This window comes from Lacticaseibacillus casei DSM 20011 = JCM 1134 = ATCC 393 (assembly GCF_000829055.1).
Classification (GTDB): domain Bacteria; phylum Bacillota; class Bacilli; order Lactobacillales; family Lactobacillaceae; genus Lacticaseibacillus; species Lacticaseibacillus casei.
Genome location: NZ_AP012544.1, coordinates 372,987 through 389,824 on the forward strand (window position 1 = coordinate 372,987; position 16,838 = coordinate 389,824).

The window sequence follows — 16,838 nt, forward strand, 5'->3', positions numbered from 1 at the left end:
GAGGACGACTGATGAGACCTGAAGTAGAAACTTACGGGAATCATGAACCAAGCAAATTCATACCGGTGTATGTTAAAACGCCCGGAGAAATGTTCGCCAAGCACGGCAAATATGATTTTGGAATCATAATCAGATACATTGGCGCAATAAACGGTTTCAACGAGCCGCTTTATGAGGTTTGGATAGCAGATTCTAATACTATCAGGCAGGCATTCAACAGTGACATAAGGCGCTATCCGGTAAGAAAGAAGAGAAAACGATGAGCAATGATTGGACGGGAAACAAATATTCAACGCAAGCAACCATTGGTTCAAGAAACCACGCTGTTGAGGAACGGCAGCATGAAGATTTTTATGCAACTGATCCACTCGCAGCAGAGGAACTTGTAAAGCTGGAAAAGCTCAACAACGTTTGGGAGTGTGCTTGTGGTACGGGTGAGCTTTCAAAAGTATTTGAAAAATATGGTCTGCTTGGCAAAAGCACAGACTTAATTGACCGAGGATACGGTAAGCAACTTGATTTTCTTAAATATGGCGGTAGTTGGAACGGAGATATTGTCACCAATCCGCCTTACAAGTTTGCCGATGAGTTTATAAGAAAAGCGATTCTGGTTTCCTCAACTACTTCAAAGATTGTCATGTTTCTTCCTATTCGCTATTTGGAGGGTGCTAAGCGTCAAAACCTTTTTTCAAAATTTCCTCCAACGAAAATATACGTTTCCGTAAAAAGAATTAAATGCGCTAAAAACGGGGACTTCGATAATACAGGTAGTAGTGCTGTCTGCTACTGCTGGTACGTGTGGGATAAGGCAGATACGAGCGGCATAACAAAACTTGAATGGTTTAACAAAGGAGACAAGCAATGAAAACAGGAGACGACACGTTCGATGACATCTACATCAGCAAAAAGACTGGCAAGGTCGTAGGCGTCATCTACGAAGGCGTGGACTACAAAATAGTGCCAATCAAACAGGAGGACGAAAAATGACAACGCCAAGGAGTGAGCAAGAAACAATTCTTAGCTATGATCGGGAGCTTGATCAGTGGCACTACTATTCAGACATTCCAAAGCACAATCGTAAATGGCGTGATTTGGTATCTGAAACGCACACGGAGACAAGCGAAAACGGAGACATTACAGTTCTGGAAGGAACTATCAACGGAAGCGTATCGATCCGAAAGCACACAGTTATGTCGGAGGAAACAAGAGCAAAAGCGGCCGCTCGACTAAAGGCATATCGCGACAAGAAAGTAGAGGACGAAAAATGAGCGAAGAAAAACTGTACGCGGTGAAAGATGATGAAGGGAAATACTTGCTAATGGTAATGGATAGTGGTTCCTGTTGGGAAGAAGATGCAGGAACCGCTACCAAAAGCAGAAATCTAGCGCTTGCGTGGGCTAAAAATAATGGCGGTCGCGTTTTCACACTCGTTGAGGAGCCAGTGAAAGTGGTCGTCAGCCCAGAAGAAGCAAAATTAGTGAAGAACTGCCTGTGGACTAATTTACAAGATGCATTTTTGAACAATATTAACTTATTGTTTCGGGGTAGAAGACCCGAGGATATTACTCGTCTCAAAAGTGCACTAACAAACGGCTACACCGTGGCAAAGGATAAGAAGTACAACGTCAAGGTGCCACATGCGGAAGGCTGGCATTTTCAGAAGTATTCTAGTGCGTCCAAGCTAGGGGTTCGCAATAACTGGAGACCATTTCCCGCAAAAGACATTGATTCCAATATGAGCAAAGACCTATTTATTTTCACTGAATCAGAGATCGAGCATTACGGTTTGCAAGACTGCGAAAAAGAAGAGGTGACTGACGATGGCATTCGTTGAGCTTGAAAACGGCAATTGGATAAACACCGATTTCATCGAGAGTATATTCAAGGTAAACCCCAGTGGCACCGCATGGAGAGCTGTTCTGAATCACGGAGAAGCCGCTGAAATCACTGACGCCGATCGCATTCGCATTCTTAAAGCTGCGGGGTTCGTGAGGATCAAAAAGGAGAACAGCAATGCTGATTAAGATTAATAAAGGTTCATACTTTCTAAACACTGATACCGTTGAAGCACTAGGACACTATTCTGGCGTCAGACATGGTGAGAAAGCCTATTTTGCGGACGTAATTTCTGGGAACCGTTGGGACATGACTAAAAAAGACCACGACAGAATCGTTGCCGCCATGAGCAAAAGCGAGTTGACTGACGATGAGCAATGAAACGAAGTGGGACGTGTTCAAGGTGGCACTAGACGACTGGAAACAAAATTTTATTAGTAGTTTGCCTAGGGACGGGTCATTTGAAGATTGGTCGGAAAGCCTGTCTGATTATAGTGCTCGTTACGCCGCCGCCTTGCCAGATGATCTGCCGGTGATTCCAAAAGCTGTGGGAGATGTGCTTGCAAAACTCAATCACAAAAAATTCTCCCTATCCGGAGCAAAGAGCTACGCCGAGGTGGTTTCCTTATCCTCGTGGATGACGTTTGAACATGAGGAAGACTTTGCCCGTGCATGGCTGCTAGGTGTCTGGCGCGTTGAGGAAACAGGGGAAATCGTGAAATTGGAGGAAGAAAAATGAACATACATGAGCAGTTCAAAGGCGGTTTCACACGTGGATCAGGAATTCGTACTGAGGAAATTTTACATGATGATCGTGTCATGGATGAGCATAAGCTACACTTCTTGATGTATGATGCGAATTTGTATCCTTGCCCGAATCTAAGTACTTGGAAACCAAAAGCTAGGCAATCGGTAATCGATTTTGTTAAAGAGCGAGTTTCCAAAGTTAATGCTGATGTTTGGGTCGATGATGTGCAAGTCAAGACATATGAGGTGGAGAAATGAAGAAATACGATGCCGAAAAAGACGTTTCAACTGTTCAGAGCGCACTTAGGAAATATATTCTTGCTGACTTCATGGATGGCGATGGCGATAGCGATTTAGAAGACTTGATTGATTCACTTGAAAATAAGCCAAAGTATCTAGTTGAGGGCAAGGACATAGACGCATTTGATCGTCTTTACAATTATAATCAAGCTAAATTTGTTGAGATTATTTCTTCTGAATGGCATGAGGTGGAAGCCTGCAACATTAATGCCTTATTAGACTACTGCCATGAGCAAAAATTTGAACACTACTGTGAAGATAGCGAGGATAAGAAATGAGAATCGGCATTAATCGGTTCATGTCATGGCTAAGCCTAATGTTGGCCGCGTCAGCTTCATTTTTACCTGCAAAATATATGAATTTTGGAGCTTGCAAAACGTTTGTTTGCTTGACACTAGGAGCAACATTGTTTGCGCTTTGGGACATCGCGGATGTAATCAGGGAGGCGGAGAAATGAAACGAGAGATTAAGTTCAGAGCGTGGGATAAGGTATACGAGTGTTACTTGTATGACGTGCAGGGAGCATATGACACGCTTAGCGGCTGTGTTAAGTATGAAAATGGTGAGAATGCTGTTTATGACGAAGAGTGCTTTGCCGGATTCTTAGATAATGATCAGTATGTTGTCGAACAGTTTACCGGCCTTACAGACGCGAACGGGCGGAAAATCTACGAAGGCGATATCGTGCGCACCGGTGAGGACAATATTGGCGATCCTGATCAGATGATTGGACAAGTGATCATGCGGGAAGGATCTTGGCTAATCGAAAATGAGAAAATGCAAGAGGCAATTGAACTTTTTAGCGAGATTACAAGTCGTGAGGTCATCGGCAATATTTTTGAGGACAAACAGCTACTGGAGGGAAAACAATGATTGCCGTCATGTTGCTAATCGCAGGTGGTGCAATGTGGATGTGGGCTAACTGGAAAAGAATCAAATGATTGCAAATAAAAAAGCGCGTATGATGAAGGACGCGCCGGAGGCCATAATGCATATGATTGATAGCAAATGGAATCATTTAAAAGGAGTTGGCCTCCTCGAGCATTATAACAAAAGCGCACCATCGCGGCACGCTTATCCTCAAACCCAGCAAAATTATACCATAAGGAGTGGACGCAGTGGTGCGAGTAACGAGATATTTTAGCCCAATTGATCATGACAAAACAATTGAAAACGCCAAAGAGGTCTTGGGGAACTACTGGCATCATAAGCGGCTCGCTCAACGCACCAAAATAGCGCTCAGAAGTCCCGTGATGGACGGCATGCCCAAGTCACCTAGCTATGGAAATAAAGCCGAGGAAAAGGTAATATCGCACGCTGACGAGCTGTACTATATAACGTGCTGTGAAGCGGCTATCGAATCTCTAGAAAATGAAGATTACCGAATCATTTTAGCTGAGAGCTATCTGACTCCAAAAACGGCGCGTAAATCCAGCCTTCAGTTAGCCGCTCACTTACATGTTGACCGAACGACCCTTTGGCGACAAACACAAGAAGCTCTCTATGCTTTTGCTGAAATATGTCCGCTAGTGAAACTAGTTGCAACATCCGTGCAACAATGATGCAACAAAAAACACGCTTTTCCGTCATATGATGGTATTGTGCCAAAGGTGAGAATCCTGAGGCACCGCGTTTTTCCTCCGAGCCATGGTGATGATAAAGCTGTGGCAAGGCGTGGCAAATGGACTGGCTGTGATAGTCAGGCGGGTTCGATTCCCGCATGCCACATTGTCCAGTTTAGCGACCGGACACAGCTTGCGATGACCCCATCTGACACTGGGAGAGCGAGCAGCAACCGTAGCTCAGCAGCGTAGAGCGTGGCGCTTAGCCAAGGTCGCGGGTGCAAGTCCCGCCGGTTGCATTGAAGCACTTCACTTTTCGTGAGGTGCTATTTTTATACATAATTTCGGAGGCGAGTAGATGCAATGGACAGATGAACAAATCAGTGGCATTAGGAAGCTCGCCTCTGAAGGCTTTACCAGACGAGAAACAGCAGACAAGCTAGGGATTAGCTATGACGCGCTTCAAGGCAAAGCAAGACGACTTGGTATCGAATTTCAGAATCCAATGAAGAATGAATACGATTCAGACGGAACACAATCCAGCGAGACTATCCTGAAAGTCGTCAGGGGTCACAAAATGACGCCTAGAGAGGTTCTGGAAGCTCACGGGTACGATTACACCAAGTGGGAGCTTGTACGTGCCACAAGCAACTTCTGGAAGCAGACGCCTGAAGCAACGTTGTATCAAAGTAAGATACAAATCAGGCCACTGGTCGAGGCTGAACAATACGAATCATTGATGAATGACATCATCACACACAAGGAGCCGTATCAAGCTAAGGCTCCTATTTTTGTGGAATCAGATCGCTATCTTGTCATTCCTGCTTTCGATACACACTTCAATGGTCACACGTTTGATGTCTATGCGGAATCTCTGAAACGTCAGTTAGAAATCATTCAACGCGGCCACTACGCCAAAATATTGCTCATTCTGGGCGGTGATCTGGCTCACGTGGACAATATCAACTCGACCACGGCAAAAGGCACACAGCTCGAAACAACCGACTTAGGCGAGACTGTGAATGAAATGGAGCAATACTTCGAGACACTGATTGAAGCAATCATTAAGAACGCAAATGAGTGTGAGGTCATGTATTGTGCCGGAAATCATGATCCGTCAGTTGGATATATGTTTGCTCGTCTATTGAAACGTGCCTACAGCAACCAGACAAATATCACATGGGATATATCACTAAAGCATTACAAAGGCGCAATGTTAGGCCGCAACTTCATTGGTGCCACTCATGGTGACAAGGGCAAGAACAATTACCTTGCAAAATATCTTGATGAGTTCGGCTTCATGCTAGGAACAGCGCAGAACCGCGAGCTATTTACTGGCCACCTTCATTCAGAGATGAGCAAAGACCTAGGCGGATTCGTTCAGCGTCAAGTATCGACGAGAAAACCTCAGGATAAATGGACTGATGATATTGGCGTGGTTGCTCACAAAACGTTTGAGCTGGTCGAATATTCGGATCACAATACGACAGCGGTTTATTACGTTTAAGGGGTGATTATCATGAGCGACAAGGAAACCTGGAAAAATGTTGTTGGATATGAGGGCTTGTATCAGGTGTCAAGCCTAGGTCGAGTGAGGAGCTTGGAACACATAGACTCGAACGGGCACCCCGTAAAGGAAAGGGTACTCGCCAGCTTTCCAAATAGAAGCGGGTACCGCAAGGTCAATTTATATCGGGACAGAAACAGAAAGCAAGTGTCCATTCATCGCTTGGTAGCCGCAGCATTTTTAGACAATCCCGACAACTTGCCCGAAGTCAATCACATAGATGAAGACAAGTCAAACAATTCGGTATCTAATTTGGAGTATTGCACGGTGCTGTATAACAACACATATGGCACTCGCCTTGAACGTGTGGCAAAAGCGCTTGAATGTCCAATCTGTGCAATTACTAGTTCAGGACAGCGGCGCTATTTCGACAGTGTGAACGAAGCCGCGAGAGTTCTCGGACTAAAACGCCAAGGTATAACTAACTGTCTTCACGGCATGCGCAAGCACCATCACGGCTTTTCATTCATGTGGGCGGTGTAACTATGTCAGGTATGAAACGCGTCGGTTACGGATATGTAAGCCACACAGAGCAAGCAATCATCGAAGAATTGTCTAGAGAAGAAAAGAAAATACAAGCAATCATCTACACGAAGCCGCACTGTAAAAAGTGCTGGCGAACAGTATATAAGCTATCACGTGTCATGCCAGTGCAAACCATCACAGCAGACGAGTGTGACATTGAACGGTTCCGGAAACAAGGCTATCAATCGTTCCCAGTCGTAACAGTCTACAAGGCAGACGGCACACATGACGAATGGTGCGACATGCAGGTTGACAAGATCAAACAATACACGGAGGGATAGACATGCTTAAAGTAGTGAAACGACCAAAGGAATACATTGCAATCAAGGTGCCGGAAGATTGCGAAGACGTAGGTAAGTTCGTCAGCAACGAGTTTAAAGAGAACGGTATCCCAATTAGAGTTAACGTTCGCTATGACAACCATGTCGTTACTACGTTTGGAGAAGGAAATGATCAGCGTTTTGTGAAACAAGGCGATATGCTTGTAGCTGATTACAGTGAGCCGTTTGGATATGTGGTGCATGCAATGAGTCAGGAAGACTTCGACAAGAAATTCAAGCCGGTTGATGATCCAGTCAAAGGCTTTAGCACTACGATTAACGTTGATGCTAAGCCGATCTTAGATAGAGTTAAAGAGATTAAGGCTGAAATGTCTACCAAGATCGAATGCGTTAAGCTACCAGATCATGCAGGATTCAGCGAATCATTCATTGCAGAGCTAGACAAAGCGCTGAATGACTATCAGCAAAATCAGGAGCAGTCATCGCAGCACGCAAGCACTCCGCATGTTCGTATCGAATTAGATGACATTAATGATGTGCCAAATGTTTGGATTGATGGCAAACGTATAGGTAGCTTTCAAGATAACGGGCTAGTTCGTCTCGATCTCGAATGGAATGCTGACAAGGGACGCATCAAACCTAATCATTACTACATCGAATACCATAACGATGAAGACACAAGCCCATATCAGTACACAGGTATTGGGCAAACAAATGAAACCGACGAATAGTTCCGCATATCAAGATTGGAGGAAGAATAGCATGTGCAATTTCCTATTACTGCTCACACTAATATTCGTGCTGGCCAAACTGTTCGGTTTGATCGCATGGAGTTGGCTGCTAGTATTCGCGCCACTAATAGTGATGATTGCTTTGCTGGCGTTGTTTATCTTATTTGGGATCATCATTAGATTGCATGAGGACTAGCACATGCGTGTGAAGGTATGCCGCAAGGCTGGATGCAACAATGTAATCCCGTATGATCAAGCAAACCCATACTGCGCTAAGCACGCATTCCTGTATAAGCCTAACTATGCTGATGTCGCAAAGCGCGTTAAACGTGACACATCGTACTACGACAAGTACAAGCGCGACAAAGAGTCTGCTGCATTCTATAAGTCTAAGATATGGGAACACACCGCACGTGATGCCAAAGCTCATGCCTACTTCACTTGCGCGTGCTGTGGCAAGACCTATGACAAGCCTGGCTATCTAGTCACTGATCACATCGTGCCTTTGAGAGTTGACAGAAGCAAGTGCTTAGACCATTACAACCTATGGGTGCTGTGCAAAGGCTGTCACTATTGGAAGACACAGCTTGAGGACAAGATATATAAATCACAATCACGAATAGAGAATCTTGACACTGCGACAAAATGGACACGAGAAAAAATATCAGCATGGATTCTCGCTCACAAAAAATAACGGGGGCCCCTATGTAGGTCGCAGGGGACCTCACACACCAGTGTCCATTTGCCGCAAAACCGATTTTTGAAAAATTTCGACTTTTTAGACTCGAACCCCAATAAACAGCGGTTTCTGATGCTGAAAGGAGGTGTGTTTTTTGCCTGAAAATCAACCAAAATTGACAGTATTGCACTCAAAAAGTTCAAATACCGTGACAGCTGATGACGATGATCTTAAGGAGATCCAGAACACACCGCCAGCTCATCTTGATGATGAAGCATCGCGTCTTTGGAAGGCGATTGTTCCAGAAATAAAGAAAATTGGCTATCTTAAAAAGATAGATCAGCCAGCGCTTGAATTGTATTGCCGTTATTACTCTATTTACATTAAATCTGAGCAGCTAATCGAAAAACAAGGGCTGTGGATTTATGACAACGACGATGTTGCGGTGAAGCGCTCTCCGGGAGCTGTTCAAATGGACTCTTGTGTGAAGAACATGAAGTCGTTAGGGCATGATTTAGGTCTTACATTTGACTCTGGACTACGCCAGATCACTGTTGAAGAACCAGAAAAGCCTAAGAAAAACAGTCCGTTGAAGGAGGTTGGCTTTGGTGCAGACGTTTGATTTTACCGGTGTGCAAGATATTCGCGGTTACGTAAAGCCGTACCAATCAGATTACCAAGGACTGTTTGATAAGTACCACGATCCAGGAACAAGATACGCTTATGATGTGATGTTCACCAATAAGTACATGACTGGTAGAGACGTTCAGCTGGCATGTATTCGGCACTTAAACGATTTGCTTAGAATTGGCAATGATGATTTCCCCTACCAATACAACTCAGACATGGTCAATGCAATTGAATACTTTTCGCGACTGCTGCCAAATCCAGACGACACCTCAAAGAAAATTCAACCATTCAAATGGCAATCATTCATTCTTGATAGCTTGATTGGTTGGCGGACCATTGACAACGGTACTCGATTCACAACTTCCAACATATCTATTGCTCGGCAGCAAGGCAAAACTTGGCTAGCATCAATTCTAATTAACTTTTATTACTTTGTAGTCTGCTGGAATGCGACATCACAGGACTTGCTAGTGGCCAGCTACGATAGCGAACATGCAACCAAGCTGTTCAATGACGTGTCTTTGCAGGCGAAGACAATTTTATCCTTGCCGGACTTTGCGGATGACGCTAGAGAACGAGGCGTGGAAGCTCAAACCACGCAAGTTATTGCCAAAAACACTAAGAATACGATCCGAAAAGGCACCTCACAGGGCGGTGGATTCGATAGTTTTCATAATGCAATCGCCGTTTATGATGAAATTGGTAACTTGAGGCCAGCGCTGAATGAGACCTTAAAGCAGATTACATCCGGCCAAAACGGTATTAAGAACCGAATGTTTGTCAAGATTTCAACAGCTTACCCTGATATCAAGGTCAAGTTTAAGAATGATGAAGACGTAACTAGGGCAGCCATTGAGCATGACGCCGTTCGAGACGCTGACAATGTATTCCAAGTAATTTATGCTCAGGACTCGGAGGATGAGGTATTTGAACCCGAAACATGGGCAAAATCTAATCCTAATCTGCTTGAACTGCAAAAGAGCAAACGTGACAACCTTCAAAAGGCACTTAATCAAGACCGCAACGACAACGAGCGTGAGGGAACACTTGAAACTTTCGTAAATAAGTCATTAAACCTGTGGAGCCGGCGCTTTCAGAACAGCTATTTGTCCCTAGACAACATTCAGCGCAGTATTATCGACCATTTTGATGTGAATGGACGTGATGTGTTCATCGGATTTGACGGGTCGCAGACCAATGACAATACGTCTTTCGGCTTCATTTATCCGTACACTGATCATGACAAACACATGTTCCATGTTCAGCAGCACAGCTTTATTCCCTTCGCACAGGCAAAAACCATTGAAGCCAAGTCGAAACAGGACGGATTAGATTACCTTAAATTGCAAGATGAAGGCTTCGTTGACATCACCAATCTTGCATCAGGCGTAATCAACACCGAACAGGTTTACCAGTGGTTGGTTGATTATGTTAATCAACATCGGCTCAAAGTAAAATTCATTATTGCAGATCCAAACCATGGCGAATGGCTAGAAAAGAAACTGGAACATTATCAGCCGCAGTGGCAATGGTTTCCTTTGCCTCCTACCTCGTTCAAGCTGAATGAACCTACCAAGGATTTTCAAAATCTGTTTATCAATGGGAATATCACAATGCTGAACGATCCGCTGCTGATTGATGGGCTGAACAACGCTGTGTTGGTAGAAGATCGCGGCGGTTCAGTCAAGATTGACCGTCAAAATCGCACGAGTGATCATATTGATACGACTGATGCGCTTATTAATGCCCATGCGCAGGCAAAGTTCTATTTTGAAAACTATCATGATGAGGGATATAACCCGTTGAATGATTTGGACACGCAGGGAAAACGTGACTTTTTCAAGGCAATGTTTGGAGGTGGTAAATAATGGCAAAGATTATTGGCAATTTGTTTAGCAATTGGGGCACAGTGATGATCTTCATCGCTGGCTTGGCACTGATTGCGGTGGCGGCATTCACCTTCAATGTTGTTATTGGTTATCTAGTCTCGGGCTTTGAGCTGTGTTTAGTTGCCTATATTCTGGACAAAGAAAGGGGGTGAAGTTAAATGGGACTTCTGACCCCTAGAAATTTCAACAAGCGTAAAGCCAAAAACATGGTTTATCCGAGTAATCCTGCTTTTTTCACGACCACGGTTGGCGGCATGCAGCTGTCTTATGTTTCAGCGCTATCTGCTCTGCAGAACACTAATGTTTATAGTGTGATCAACCGTATTGCTAGCGATGTTGCCTCGGCACACTTCAAAACTGAAAATACCGCAACATTGAACCGACTTGAGAGCCCTAGCAGCTTGATAGGCCGGTTTTCTTTTTGGCAAGGTGCGTTGATGCAGCTGTGTTTGTCAGGCAACGACTATATCCCGTTAGTTGGGCAGAATCTGGAGCATATTCCTAACTCTGACGTCCAAATTAACTATTTACCAGGCAATATGGGCATTGTTTATACGGTTTTGGAGAGCAATGATCGTCCTCAAATGGTGCTTAGGCAAGACCAAATGCTGCATTTTAGGCTCATGCCAGACCCACAATATCGGTATTTAATTGGTCGTTCGCCTTTAGAAAGCTTACAAAACGCCCTTAATTTGGACGATAAAGCCTCGAAAAGTAACATGAGCGCTATGGAAAACCAGATTAATCCTGCCGGAAAGCTTACAATCAGCAACTATTTAAGCGATGGTAAAGACTTAGAATCGGCACGTGAAGAGTTCGAGAAGGCAAATACCGGTGATAACTCCGGTCGCTTGATGGTTTTACCCGATGGGTTCGATTACACCCAGCTTGAAATGAAGACGGATGTATTTAAGGCCTTGGCTGACAATTCAGCATACTCTGCTGATCAAATCTCCAAGGCCTTTGGTGTACCCAGCGACATTTTGGGTGGTGGCACATCGACTGAAAGCCAACATTCCAACATTGACCAGATCAAGGCAACATATCTGGCGAACTTAAACTCATATGTTAATCCAATCGTGGATGAGTTGCGTTTGAAGATGAACGCGCCTGACCTCGAATTGGATATCAAAGATATGTTGGATGTTGATGATTCGGCACTTATCAACCAGGTATCAAATCTTGCTAAGTCTGGGGTGCTAGGTGCAGAACAGGCACAATTTATACTCACCAGATCTGGTTTTTTGCCAGATAACTTGCCGGAGTTCAAACCACTTACTACACAAGTGAAGGGAGGTGATGAAGGTGACAATTAAGATTAACGGTGCAATTACTAATGACGATGATGCTCCGATTTATCGCGATTGGTTTGGACAAGCAGTTGTTTCGCCGTCTGATGTGATTGGGTCTCTGCCAGCAGACGGCTCCGATGTCACGCTTGAAATTACATCAAATGGTGGTGAGGTAGATCCAGCAACGGAAATTTGCAATGCTTTGCGTAGCTATCAAGGAAATGTGACAGCAAAGGTGATGTCAAATGCGTATTCTGCTGCAACAATTGTTGCTATGGGTGCCAATAAAGTTCAGATGGCGCCCGGTGCTAAGATGATGATTCATCGAGCATCAAGTGATGCTAGTGGTAATTCGCACGAGATGGATGCGGCTTCTGGCATGCTGCAAACTACTGATAGCGCAATTGCAAGCCTGTACTCTGCAAAGACTGGGAAACCTGCCGATGACTTTTTAGCATTGATGGATAAAGAAACTTGGCTAGACGCTGATCAAGCAATTGAGCTTGGTCTTGCAGATGAAAAGCTAGACTTCGATACGCCAATTGTAAACGCTGTGGGTCCAATTATTCCACATCACGCAGTTCAACTAATTAAGAATATGAAAGATGAAAATGAAAAGCTACGTAGTCAACTTCCAAAGCAGAATGATCTGCTAAACCAGAAGCTGGCTATTTTTTATGACAAAAAGGAGGTCCAATAATGGACAAATTACAAACGCTTTTTAATGAAGTCAGTGCCAAGTGTGCCGACCTAAACGCTCAGCTAAACGCAAAATTACAAGATGAAAACGCATCTGTTGACGATTTTCAAAAGATCAAGGATGACTTGACCGCTGCCAAAGCGCGCCGGGACGCTATCAACGACCAGATCAAAGACCTTGAAGCTGAAAACAAGGCTAATTCTGATCCTGACAAGCCAGTGGATAACGCTCAACCGAATGGTACCGACTTAAAGAAAAAGCCAATTGACGCCAAGAAGAAAGCTATCAACGACTTTATCCATAGCCATGGCAAGGTGATTGATAATGCAGCTGGGCACGTCACTTCGACCGAAGCAGGCGTGCTGATTCCGGAAGAAATTATTTATGACCCTACCGCAGAAGTAAATTCGGTTGTGGATTTGTCCACCTTGGTTACCAAGACGCCGGTTACTACTCCTAAGGGCACATACCCGATTTTGAAGCGGGCGACTGATCGTTTTTCTAGTGTGGCAGAGCTGGCTGAGAATCCGGCGCTTGCTGAGCCTGAATTTGAACAGGTGGACTGGTCAGTTAGCACGTATCGTGGCGCAATTCCTCTTTCCGAAGAAGCTATTGCTGATTCAGCAGTAGACTTGACCTCACTTGTTGGCCAGTCTATCAACGAAAAGTCCGTCAATACCTACAACGCGATGATTGCACCGGTGCTGCAGTCGTTCACGGCCAAGGCTACAACCACTGATACTCTTGTAGATAGTCTTAAGCACATCCTGAACGTTGATCTTGATCCAGCGTACAGTCGTGCACTGGTTGTTACTCAGTCCTTGTTCAATACGCTGGACACCTTAAAGGACAAGAACGGCCGCTACTTGCTTCATGACGCCTCCGATTCTATTACTGACGGTACTGCAAAGGGAACGGTTCTTGGCGTTCCCGTCTATGTTGTTGGTGACGCTCTTCTCGGCTCTGCTGCAGGTGATCAAAAAGCATTCGTTGGTGATCTGAAGCGTGGTGTCCTGTTTGCTGACCGCCAGCAAGTCACTCTGGCATGGGAGGACAGCAAGATTTATGGGCGTTATCTCGGTGCCGCGTTCCGATTTGGCGTCAAACAGGCCGATAGCAATGCCGGATATTTTGTAACCAACACAGATGCTGCATCCGGTTCAACTTCAGGTACTGGTAAGTAATACGATTTCAGTCGCCTAAGAAATAAACAATTCGCCGATATGACGGGCGGCTGCTGAAGGAGGGCTGAATATGGCAGATGAAACGGCTGATACCGTTGGAGTTACCGCTGATGATATGCAATCCTATCTTAATCTGGACAGTGATGGCGATGCATCGATTCTAGAAGGCTTGATTAGTACGGCGGAAAGCGCAGTGATGAATGCCATCGATGACACGATTGCGGTTGAAGTTTATCGAACGTACCCTCTGTTCAATCAGGCGGTTCGGGTTCTGGTAGACTTCATGTACTACAGTCGTGGCACGTTGTCTGACCAAAGTAAGGCCTATCCACCCAGCTATGCTTACATGATCAACAGTATTCGTTGGAAGATTCAGCGTGATCAAGCAGCAAAGGCTGGTGGGAATGATGGCTAAATTTAAAGTAGCCGATTTCAGCCGCAAGGTTGATCTCGGCTCTCCACAATCACACAAGACTGGTGCCGGCATTAATATCACTAGCTTTGTTCCGAATTATAGTCTGCATTTCAAGCAGCAGACGCGGACACTCACCCAGCAGTACACTCTTGTGGGCACACGTTTGGACAATTCAATCACTATTATAGTCCGTCACGACACTAGAAATGCTAGTCAGAAACAGGCACGCCTTGATGGTATTGTGTATGACATTTCAGACATTAGCCCGGACGACAGTAACGATGCTATTCGTTATGACTATCTGACCCTAGTCAAAACAACTAAGGGGGCATAACCGTGGACATGGATGAAGCACTTGGCCAATGGCTTAAGCAAGTATCAAAGGCCGCACAGCTTTCTGTATCCGACCAAGAGAAGATCACCAAGGCTGGTGCTGATGTTTACGCCAAGGAGCTAGCAGAGACCACCAAAGAAAAACACCCAAATACTAAGGGAGACGGCGGTAAGTATGGACATTTGAGCGAGGACATCAGTAGTGCTGCGGGAGATATTGACGGTGACCATAATGGAAGTTCAACGGTTGGGTTCCACAATAAAGCCCACATTGCTCGCTTCTTAAATGACGGGACAAAGAACATCCGTGCTGACCATTTTGTTGATAATGCCCGTGACGATGCCAAAGATGCTGTATTTGCCGCTGAAGCCGAGAAATATCAGGCAATGATTGCCAAAGCGAATGGCGGTGACAGCAAGTGAGTGCAGTAGATGATGCAGTAACAGTGCTGAATCAGGCACATATTGCTGGTATTGACGCTATTTATGGTAATAACTTGCCAAAATCAGAGCTAGACAATGTGAACAAAACAGTTGTTCTTGTCACTGATTCCGCCGATGATCCAGCATCTTTTGGTAATAATGACTTTTGGTCACTAAATCAAGAAGTTGAATTGCAGATTTGGTACGCGCAATTGCTCGATTCTGATACCGAGGCCATTGAGATAGCCATGATGAAGGCTTTTACTCATCAGCATTGGCAGGTAGCCGCGGTTAGACAACGAACATTAGACCCAGACACACAGCAACTTTTTAACACATTTTATTTCAGTAGAACAAAGAATATTTAGGAGGCATTCAAATGGCAACAGTAGGTTTATATGGGATTGCTTTTGGGTTAGTTGACAATAACCAGAAGATTATTGCAGATGCAACTAACGGATTAGGGACAGACGGAGTTTATCAGGTTGGACGTGCAGATCTTGGCGGTAAAACTGCTAACATCACTGGCTTATCAGCCGCACCTGTCAAAATTTATGGATTCAATCAAGTACAAGACGTGACAATGCCAACGAGCGAGCCTTCGGTGGCCATTGACATTAATAATTTGAACTTCCAAATTAAGCAAAAGATTAAGGGGTTTGTATCAGATGGCAAGGGCGGATATGTTGACGAAAACCTGAAAGCACATGTGGCTTTGCTTATCACGGCGCAAACGATTGATCGACAGCATTTTGTTTATTACGGTTTTGGCGATGGTATTTTGACCGAAACCGCAGCTAACATCCAGACTGATAACAATGCTGAACAGCGTACTGATGACACTTTAACTTACACTGCTCTTTCCACGATTGCCTTCAATAGCCAACCGTACAAGATTTACAGTGATCTTGATCCTAAGTTCGACAAAGCCAACATGTACAAAGAGGTATTCGGTGGCTACGTATTGCCGGCAAGTTCAACAGGATCTGTCTCCGTAACTTCTGGTCACTAATGCTGACAGACGCAATCTGACGCAACTTAATAGCACTAACTGATGAATGGCTCACGAACGTGCGCTATTTTTTATGCTCAAAAGTCGCTTTCTGGTGAACTTGGTGGTGTCCGATTCACCACAGCGACCTTATCAAATACAAAGGATGGTATTACCAATGAAAATTAAAGTTAGCCAACTTGGCAATCGTGTACACGAAGTTAAAACCAGTAATCGCAACATGGAAAAGATGTATGATCTGCAATTGCTCATGGCCAAGGCAGACGATGTCGCCAATATGGAACCAGTAGAAATTATTAAGATGCAGCGCGATATGCTACATGACTCAATCGACTTCTTGACCACCGTTTTAAACCTGAACAAGCAAGAAACGGACAAGCTTGGGGATCTAGAATTTGCCGACACTATTCAGGCGGTTAATTACACTTTTGAACGCATGATGGGCATGAGTGATGAGGATATTGACTTAGCTGCCAAGAAGCAGGATGCCAGCAAAAGCAAAGATTAACCCAGCCGTCAAAGTTTATGAACTTGAAAATCAGCTACAAGACTTTAGATTGATGAAAAAGCAAGCAGTCATGTATTTCCACTGGTCAATGCAGGATTTTGATGATGCCGACTATTTTGAAATGCTGGAAATGATGTCCGCCAAGGATAAGAAAGACCGGCCAATTGATCCGGCAATTATGTGGAAGCAATACCAAGAGAAAGGGTGATTAAAGTGGCACAACA

General features: G+C 44.6%; 30 protein-coding genes and 1 tRNA gene. All 31 read left to right on the forward strand.

Translation table 11 applies throughout. From position 1 onward, the window contains the following. Nucleotides 1-11: 11 nt before the first annotated feature. The 31 genes from LBCZ_RS01775 (at nucleotide 12) to LBCZ_RS01930 (ending at nucleotide 16,822) form a co-directional block, all read left to right on the forward strand. Complete coding sequence (locus tag LBCZ_RS01775) at nucleotides 12-263, forward strand: hypothetical protein (RefSeq protein ID WP_025013906.1); 252 nt, start codon at nucleotides 12-14, stop codon at nucleotides 261-263. Next, on the forward strand, nucleotides 260-865 hold the full coding sequence (locus LBCZ_RS01780) for a hypothetical protein (protein ID WP_025013907.1): 606 nt from the start codon (nucleotides 260-262) through the stop codon (nucleotides 863-865). Before LBCZ_RS01775 ends, LBCZ_RS01780 begins: the two co-directional genes overlap by 4 nt. Beyond that, nucleotides 862-987 carry a hypothetical protein gene (locus LBCZ_RS16535; RefSeq protein ID WP_032959167.1) on the forward strand — a complete coding sequence of 42 codons (126 nt, stop codon included), beginning with the start codon at nucleotides 862-864 and terminating at the stop codon, nucleotides 985-987. The genes LBCZ_RS01780 and LBCZ_RS16535 overlap by 4 nt, the downstream gene beginning before the upstream one ends. Then, on the forward strand, nucleotides 984-1,268 hold the full coding sequence (locus LBCZ_RS01790) for a hypothetical protein (protein WP_025013908.1): 285 nt from the start codon (nucleotides 984-986) through the stop codon (nucleotides 1,266-1,268). The genes LBCZ_RS16535 and LBCZ_RS01790 overlap by 4 nt, the downstream gene beginning before the upstream one ends. Then, nucleotides 1,265-1,834, forward strand: coding sequence for a DUF1642 domain-containing protein (locus LBCZ_RS01795; protein ID WP_025013909.1), 570 nt, complete (start codon nucleotides 1,265-1,267; stop codon nucleotides 1,832-1,834). The genes LBCZ_RS01790 and LBCZ_RS01795 overlap by 4 nt, the downstream gene beginning before the upstream one ends. Next, nucleotides 1,821-2,024: a hypothetical protein gene (locus tag LBCZ_RS01800; RefSeq protein ID WP_025013910.1), complete on the forward strand. Its 204-nt coding sequence runs from the start codon at nucleotides 1,821-1,823 to the stop codon at nucleotides 2,022-2,024. Before LBCZ_RS01795 ends, LBCZ_RS01800 begins: the two co-directional genes overlap by 14 nt. Further along, complete coding sequence (locus LBCZ_RS01805; RefSeq protein WP_025013911.1) at nucleotides 2,014-2,217, forward strand: hypothetical protein; 204 nt, start codon at nucleotides 2,014-2,016, stop codon at nucleotides 2,215-2,217. The genes LBCZ_RS01800 and LBCZ_RS01805 overlap by 11 nt, the downstream gene beginning before the upstream one ends. Continuing rightward, nucleotides 2,207-2,575 carry a hypothetical protein gene (locus tag LBCZ_RS01810; protein ID WP_025013912.1) on the forward strand — a complete coding sequence of 123 codons (369 nt, stop codon included), beginning with the start codon at nucleotides 2,207-2,209 and terminating at the stop codon, nucleotides 2,573-2,575. The genes LBCZ_RS01805 and LBCZ_RS01810 overlap by 11 nt, the downstream gene beginning before the upstream one ends. Next, nucleotides 2,572-2,841 (forward strand): hypothetical protein, encoded by a 270-nt coding sequence (locus tag LBCZ_RS01815; RefSeq protein ID WP_025013913.1) that lies wholly within the window; start codon nucleotides 2,572-2,574, stop codon nucleotides 2,839-2,841. Before LBCZ_RS01810 ends, LBCZ_RS01815 begins: the two co-directional genes overlap by 4 nt. Next, a complete protein-coding gene (locus LBCZ_RS01820) occupies nucleotides 2,838-3,161 on the forward strand; it encodes a hypothetical protein (RefSeq protein ID WP_039639611.1) in 324 nt (107 codons plus the stop codon). Before LBCZ_RS01815 ends, LBCZ_RS01820 begins: the two co-directional genes overlap by 4 nt. Nucleotides 3,162-3,336: 175 nt before the next feature. Beyond that, a complete protein-coding gene (locus LBCZ_RS01830; RefSeq protein ID WP_025013954.1) occupies nucleotides 3,337-3,756 on the forward strand; it encodes a YopX family protein in 420 nt (139 codons plus the stop codon). A 245-nt stretch (nucleotides 3,757-4,001) separates the two neighbouring features. Further along, nucleotides 4,002-4,445 carry an ArpU family phage packaging/lysis transcriptional regulator gene (locus LBCZ_RS01840; RefSeq protein WP_025013953.1) on the forward strand — a complete coding sequence of 148 codons (444 nt, stop codon included), beginning with the start codon at nucleotides 4,002-4,004 and terminating at the stop codon, nucleotides 4,443-4,445. A 229-nt stretch (nucleotides 4,446-4,674) separates the two neighbouring features. Continuing rightward, nucleotides 4,675-4,744, forward strand: a tRNA-Lys gene (locus LBCZ_RS01845). A gap of 59 nt (nucleotides 4,745-4,803) precedes the next feature. Then, a complete protein-coding gene (locus tag LBCZ_RS01850; RefSeq protein WP_025013952.1) occupies nucleotides 4,804-5,952 on the forward strand; it encodes a GcrA family cell cycle regulator in 1,149 nt (382 codons plus the stop codon). Between the two features lie 12 nt (nucleotides 5,953-5,964). After that, a complete protein-coding gene (locus tag LBCZ_RS01855; protein WP_039639606.1) occupies nucleotides 5,965-6,495 on the forward strand; it encodes an NUMOD4 domain-containing protein in 531 nt (176 codons plus the stop codon). A gap of 2 nt (nucleotides 6,496-6,497) precedes the next feature. Continuing rightward, nucleotides 6,498-6,818 (forward strand): thioredoxin domain-containing protein, encoded by a 321-nt coding sequence (locus tag LBCZ_RS01860; RefSeq protein ID WP_025013951.1) that lies wholly within the window; start codon nucleotides 6,498-6,500, stop codon nucleotides 6,816-6,818. Nucleotides 6,819-6,820: 2 nt separating this feature from the next. Further along, nucleotides 6,821-7,549, forward strand: coding sequence for a hypothetical protein (locus LBCZ_RS01865; protein WP_025013950.1), 729 nt, complete (start codon nucleotides 6,821-6,823; stop codon nucleotides 7,547-7,549). A 33-nt stretch (nucleotides 7,550-7,582) separates the two neighbouring features. Next, nucleotides 7,583-7,729, forward strand: coding sequence for a hypothetical protein (locus LBCZ_RS15950; protein ID WP_162483681.1), 147 nt, complete (start codon nucleotides 7,583-7,585; stop codon nucleotides 7,727-7,729). Between the two features lie 644 nt (nucleotides 7,730-8,373). Further along, the gene (locus LBCZ_RS01875; protein WP_225423899.1) at nucleotides 8,374-8,850 is read left to right on the forward strand and encodes a phage terminase small subunit P27 family; all 477 of its coding nucleotides are present in this window, start codon (nucleotides 8,374-8,376) and stop codon (nucleotides 8,848-8,850) included. Beyond that, nucleotides 8,837-10,726 carry a terminase TerL endonuclease subunit gene (locus tag LBCZ_RS01880; RefSeq protein ID WP_015975043.1) on the forward strand — a complete coding sequence of 630 codons (1,890 nt, stop codon included), beginning with the start codon at nucleotides 8,837-8,839 and terminating at the stop codon, nucleotides 10,724-10,726. The genes LBCZ_RS01875 and LBCZ_RS01880 overlap by 14 nt, the downstream gene beginning before the upstream one ends. Further along, nucleotides 10,726-10,899 carry a hypothetical protein gene (locus tag LBCZ_RS16015; protein ID WP_015975044.1) on the forward strand — a complete coding sequence of 58 codons (174 nt, stop codon included), beginning with the start codon at nucleotides 10,726-10,728 and terminating at the stop codon, nucleotides 10,897-10,899. The genes LBCZ_RS01880 and LBCZ_RS16015 overlap by 1 nt, the downstream gene beginning before the upstream one ends. A 6-nt stretch (nucleotides 10,900-10,905) precedes the next feature. Beyond that, nucleotides 10,906-12,063: a phage portal protein gene (locus LBCZ_RS01885; protein WP_015975045.1), complete on the forward strand. Its 1,158-nt coding sequence runs from the start codon at nucleotides 10,906-10,908 to the stop codon at nucleotides 12,061-12,063. Continuing rightward, nucleotides 12,053-12,739, forward strand: a complete 687-nt coding sequence (locus LBCZ_RS01890; protein ID WP_025013898.1) for a head maturation protease, ClpP-related — start codon at nucleotides 12,053-12,055, stop codon at nucleotides 12,737-12,739. The genes LBCZ_RS01885 and LBCZ_RS01890 overlap by 11 nt, the downstream gene beginning before the upstream one ends. Continuing rightward, a complete protein-coding gene (locus LBCZ_RS01895) occupies nucleotides 12,739-13,923 on the forward strand; it encodes a phage major capsid protein (RefSeq protein WP_015975047.1) in 1,185 nt (394 codons plus the stop codon). The genes LBCZ_RS01890 and LBCZ_RS01895 overlap by 1 nt, the downstream gene beginning before the upstream one ends. A 70-nt stretch (nucleotides 13,924-13,993) precedes the next feature. Further along, a complete protein-coding gene (locus tag LBCZ_RS01900) occupies nucleotides 13,994-14,338 on the forward strand; it encodes a head-tail connector protein (RefSeq protein ID WP_015975048.1) in 345 nt (114 codons plus the stop codon). Beyond that, a complete protein-coding gene (locus LBCZ_RS01905) occupies nucleotides 14,328-14,672 on the forward strand; it encodes a phage head closure protein (RefSeq protein ID WP_015975049.1) in 345 nt (114 codons plus the stop codon). The genes LBCZ_RS01900 and LBCZ_RS01905 overlap by 11 nt, the downstream gene beginning before the upstream one ends. A gap of 2 nt (nucleotides 14,673-14,674) precedes the next feature. Then, entirely contained in the window at nucleotides 14,675-15,094 is a 420-nt protein-coding gene (locus LBCZ_RS01910) for an HK97-gp10 family putative phage morphogenesis protein (protein ID WP_015975050.1), read from the forward strand. Further along, the gene (locus tag LBCZ_RS01915) at nucleotides 15,091-15,462 is read left to right on the forward strand and encodes a DUF806 family protein (protein ID WP_041084705.1); all 372 of its coding nucleotides are present in this window, start codon (nucleotides 15,091-15,093) and stop codon (nucleotides 15,460-15,462) included. Before LBCZ_RS01910 ends, LBCZ_RS01915 begins: the two co-directional genes overlap by 4 nt. A gap of 11 nt (nucleotides 15,463-15,473) precedes the next feature. Continuing rightward, on the forward strand, nucleotides 15,474-16,106 hold the full coding sequence (locus LBCZ_RS01920) for a phage tail protein (protein WP_015975052.1): 633 nt from the start codon (nucleotides 15,474-15,476) through the stop codon (nucleotides 16,104-16,106). A gap of 157 nt (nucleotides 16,107-16,263) precedes the next feature. Then, entirely contained in the window at nucleotides 16,264-16,614 is a 351-nt protein-coding gene (locus LBCZ_RS01925; RefSeq protein ID WP_015975053.1) for a phage tail tube assembly chaperone, read from the forward strand. Beyond that, nucleotides 16,592-16,822 (forward strand): hypothetical protein, encoded by a 231-nt coding sequence (locus LBCZ_RS01930; protein WP_025014019.1) that lies wholly within the window; start codon nucleotides 16,592-16,594, stop codon nucleotides 16,820-16,822. Before LBCZ_RS01925 ends, LBCZ_RS01930 begins: the two co-directional genes overlap by 23 nt. Nucleotides 16,823-16,838: the final 16 nt, after the last annotated feature.

Bases quoted from the DNA above. Each gene is read 5' to 3' on its own strand.
- LBCZ_RS01775 (WP_025013906.1), top strand. From the start codon at position 12: ATGAGACCTGAAGTAGAAACTTACGGGAATCATGAACCAAGCAAATTC.
- LBCZ_RS01780 (WP_025013907.1), top strand. From the start codon at position 260: ATGAGCAATGATTGGACGGGAAACAAATATTCAACGCAAGCAACCATT.
- LBCZ_RS16535 (WP_032959167.1), top strand. From the start codon at position 862: ATGAAAACAGGAGACGACACGTTCGATGACATCTACATCAGCAAAAAG.
- LBCZ_RS01790 (WP_025013908.1), top strand. From the start codon at position 984: ATGACAACGCCAAGGAGTGAGCAAGAAACAATTCTTAGCTATGATCGG.
- LBCZ_RS01795 (WP_025013909.1), top strand. From the start codon at position 1,265: ATGAGCGAAGAAAAACTGTACGCGGTGAAAGATGATGAAGGGAAATAC.
- LBCZ_RS01800 (WP_025013910.1), top strand. From the start codon at position 1,821: ATGGCATTCGTTGAGCTTGAAAACGGCAATTGGATAAACACCGATTTC.
- LBCZ_RS01805 (WP_025013911.1), top strand. From the start codon at position 2,014: ATGCTGATTAAGATTAATAAAGGTTCATACTTTCTAAACACTGATACC.
- LBCZ_RS01810 (WP_025013912.1), top strand. From the start codon at position 2,207: ATGAGCAATGAAACGAAGTGGGACGTGTTCAAGGTGGCACTAGACGAC.
- LBCZ_RS01815 (WP_025013913.1), top strand. From the start codon at position 2,572: ATGAACATACATGAGCAGTTCAAAGGCGGTTTCACACGTGGATCAGGA.
- LBCZ_RS01820 (WP_039639611.1), top strand. From the start codon at position 2,838: ATGAAGAAATACGATGCCGAAAAAGACGTTTCAACTGTTCAGAGCGCA.
- LBCZ_RS01830 (WP_025013954.1), top strand. From the start codon at position 3,337: ATGAAACGAGAGATTAAGTTCAGAGCGTGGGATAAGGTATACGAGTGT.
- LBCZ_RS01850 (WP_025013952.1), top strand. From the start codon at position 4,804: ATGCAATGGACAGATGAACAAATCAGTGGCATTAGGAAGCTCGCCTCT.
- LBCZ_RS01855 (WP_039639606.1), top strand. From the start codon at position 5,965: ATGAGCGACAAGGAAACCTGGAAAAATGTTGTTGGATATGAGGGCTTG.
- LBCZ_RS01860 (WP_025013951.1), top strand. From the start codon at position 6,498: ATGTCAGGTATGAAACGCGTCGGTTACGGATATGTAAGCCACACAGAG.
- LBCZ_RS01865 (WP_025013950.1), top strand. From the start codon at position 6,821: ATGCTTAAAGTAGTGAAACGACCAAAGGAATACATTGCAATCAAGGTG.
- LBCZ_RS16015 (WP_015975044.1), top strand. From the start codon at position 10,726: ATGGCAAAGATTATTGGCAATTTGTTTAGCAATTGGGGCACAGTGATG.
- LBCZ_RS01885 (WP_015975045.1), top strand. From the start codon at position 10,906: ATGGGACTTCTGACCCCTAGAAATTTCAACAAGCGTAAAGCCAAAAAC.
- LBCZ_RS01895 (WP_015975047.1), top strand. From the start codon at position 12,739: ATGGACAAATTACAAACGCTTTTTAATGAAGTCAGTGCCAAGTGTGCC.
- LBCZ_RS01900 (WP_015975048.1), top strand. From the start codon at position 13,994: ATGGCAGATGAAACGGCTGATACCGTTGGAGTTACCGCTGATGATATG.
- LBCZ_RS01905 (WP_015975049.1), top strand. From the start codon at position 14,328: ATGATGGCTAAATTTAAAGTAGCCGATTTCAGCCGCAAGGTTGATCTC.
- LBCZ_RS01920 (WP_015975052.1), top strand. From the start codon at position 15,474: ATGGCAACAGTAGGTTTATATGGGATTGCTTTTGGGTTAGTTGACAAT.
- LBCZ_RS01925 (WP_015975053.1), top strand. From the start codon at position 16,264: ATGAAAATTAAAGTTAGCCAACTTGGCAATCGTGTACACGAAGTTAAA.
- LBCZ_RS01930 (WP_025014019.1), top strand. From the start codon at position 16,592: ATGCCAGCAAAAGCAAAGATTAACCCAGCCGTCAAAGTTTATGAACTT.